The 2,696-nt window shown below is 50.0% G+C and carries 2 protein-coding genes; both read right to left on the bottom strand.

From position 1 onward, the window contains the following. Positions 1-90: 90 nt before the first annotated feature. Positions 91-1,284 (bottom strand): multidrug effflux MFS transporter, encoded by a 1,194-nt coding sequence (locus FD07_RS11755; protein ID WP_020090515.1) that lies wholly within the window; start codon positions 1,282-1,284, stop codon positions 91-93. A 506-nt stretch (positions 1,285-1,790) separates the two neighbouring features. After that, positions 1,791-2,579, bottom strand: coding sequence for a type I methionyl aminopeptidase (map, locus tag FD07_RS11750; RefSeq protein WP_020090516.1), 789 nt, complete (start codon positions 2,577-2,579; stop codon positions 1,791-1,793). Positions 2,580-2,696 lie beyond the last annotated feature (117 nt).

The raw sequence follows: 2,696 nt of genomic DNA, 5'->3' as shown, positions 1-2,696 counted from the left end.
AACAACAGATATTTTAGAACCATTAATTATACGCACTATTTGACTGCTTTCAGTCTAACATTTATCTTTGAAAAGATGCAAGGACAAATTTCATGCCGTAACCTTTTCACGAACACGCGGTAACACCAGCCCTACAAAGGCCAGCAGCATCCCCATACTGAGGACTGCCATATACCACGGCAACGTCTGAATGGCGCCGTTGTGCAGCCAACTCATCCCATAGGTCAACGCACTAACCAGCAGATAGTAACCCAAACTGAACCAGCCACTGGCGCTTCCCATGACCTCTTCGTAACCAATCAGTGCTCGGTTCAAGGCATTGGGCAATGTCACGTTGAGCCCCAGAAAGGTCAGGAAAATCCCACCGATCATAACCACCGGCTGTTGCCAAGTGGCCGCTAAGATTAAGCCACCACTAGCCGCCACACTAAAGATGAGGCCACGCATGGCCAACTGTTCCGGTGTCCAAAAGTTCAGCAGGCGATTCACGAGCAATGCGCCCAACAAACTGGCGCTCGCCAAGACCAGACCGAGCCAGCCGTACTGAACGGCCGAATAGCCAAAGTGGGTCATGAAGATAAATGGTGCCTCAGCATAGTAGCTGAATAGAATACCATTGATTCCACCAATTAAGAGACCGTAGCCCCAGACGATGGGATCACGAAGCAGCCGGCGCACAACCTGCCATTGGCGAACATGCGGCAAGCGGCTGTCTTGTGGTTGCGTTTCTGGTAGACAGCTCAGGGCATACAGCCCAACTGCCACCGCCATGGTAACTAACGTCGCAAAGACACTGCGATAACCAAAATAGGTCTGCATGACGCCACCGATTAGTGGCCCCAATGCCGGCGCCAGCGCCATCGCAGCACTGGTTCGTGCAAAAACCTTGGCACCGGTAATTCCGCTAAAACTTTCACGCATGATAGTCTGGGTCACGACCGAACCGGCACTGGCTCCGAGTGCTTGCACCAACCGCCAGCTAATCAGAACGCTGAACTGCTGGCTGAAGTACAGGCCCAGGTTACCAACCAAATAGAGAGCAATTCCGGCCAACATCGCTGGACGACGACCCCATTTGTCAGCGAGTTGCCCCCAGAGAAGCACCCCCACTGCAAAGGCCACGAAGTAGGTACTCATCGTGAGTTGCACCTGATTGGCACTCACGGCGAAGGCCCGGCGCAACTGCGGCAGTACCGGGGTAAAAATAGATTCGCTGATTTGTGGAAAACCAACGAGGGTAATCATCAATCCCAAAGATGGGACCGATTGACGGACGTTTTTCATCATTTTTCTCCTTAGAATTTACTTTACGGAAAAACGTCCTTGTCCGTTTGCGGGGACACACGCCATTAAGCTGTTGAGAGTCATGGGTTTGCCACCCCTTTCTGTTCGATGTTTGATTTAGGTTACGGGAAATTGTCAGACTTGTCAAGATAGGAACACCCTTGCACACACCTCAAACTCCCAGTCTAACTGATTGACATATCACCCGTTTTCATGGATAGTCAGGTAGAACTCTAAGGAGGCGCCCCTATCAATTCTGTTAAACCATTGCATATCGGCAAAGAAATAGTCTTCCCATTGCCGACTAACATTAAGCCAACTGCCACCACATACACTGTTACTGCAGGTCGCAACGGAGCCATTGTTTACTCGCCTGTCCCAGATTCCCCAAATATGTCTGAACGACACACTTTATGATGATCGCTTTGGATTCTACGAAAAAATAACTGTCAAAAATAGGTCGACCCAGATATCTATCCCGGGTCGACCTATCGTCGTGTCCATAATTATTTGAGTAAGTACTTCGCATCCAGATCATGATCGAACGACGTCAGAATCTTCGGACCATCATTCGCAATCACAATGGTGTGCTCATACTGGCAACTCAGACTGCCATCAACGGTTGAAATGGTCCAGCCATCGTCAGCCGGTGCGCTACATTCGAAGCTCCCCACGTTGATCATGGGTTCAATCGTAATGGTCATTCCTGCCTTCAACCGCGTGCCGTGACCAGCCGTCCCATAGTGGGGAACATCTGGATCCTCATGCATGGTCGGGCCGATACCGTGACCAATATAGTCGCGAACCACGCCGTAACCCAGTTGGTTTTCAGCATAATCTTGAATTGCAAAGCCAATATCACCGATTCGATTACCCACAACGGCCTGGTCGATTCCCAGGTAAAGGGACTTTAACGTCACGTCCATTAGCTTTTGAACCTCAGCGGAAGCCTGCCCCACAACGAAAGCGTGGCACGCATCGCTCAGGTAGCCGTGATAGTCGATGACCGTATCAACCTTAACCAGATCACCAGCCTTGATCAGCTCGTCCTTGCTAGGGCAACCGTGACAAATCACGTCGTTAACGCTGACACAGGTGGAATACTTGTACCCTTCAAAGTTCAGTTCGCCGGGAGTGGCGTCATGGTCAATGATGTATTGGTAGGAAAAATGGTCGATATCCCAGGTTGTCATCCCGGGTTTGATGTAATCTGCTAGAGCATGGAACAGACCGGCCAGAATGTCGCCGGCTGCTTGCATGCCCTGAATTTCACGCGCTGATTTTAATGCTATCATGTTGCCTCCTGATGGTGAGTATCATTTCGTTTCTGTCTTAAATTAGTATACCCTACTGGCGTCGCGCTTCAACCGCAATTGTTATTTTCGCTTGGCAAATTCTATAATTAATCCGAA

This window comes from Levilactobacillus parabrevis ATCC 53295 (assembly GCF_001434055.1).
Lineage (GTDB): Bacteria > Bacillota > Bacilli > Lactobacillales > Lactobacillaceae > Levilactobacillus > Levilactobacillus parabrevis.
This window is presented reverse-complemented; position numbering and strand designations above follow the sequence as displayed.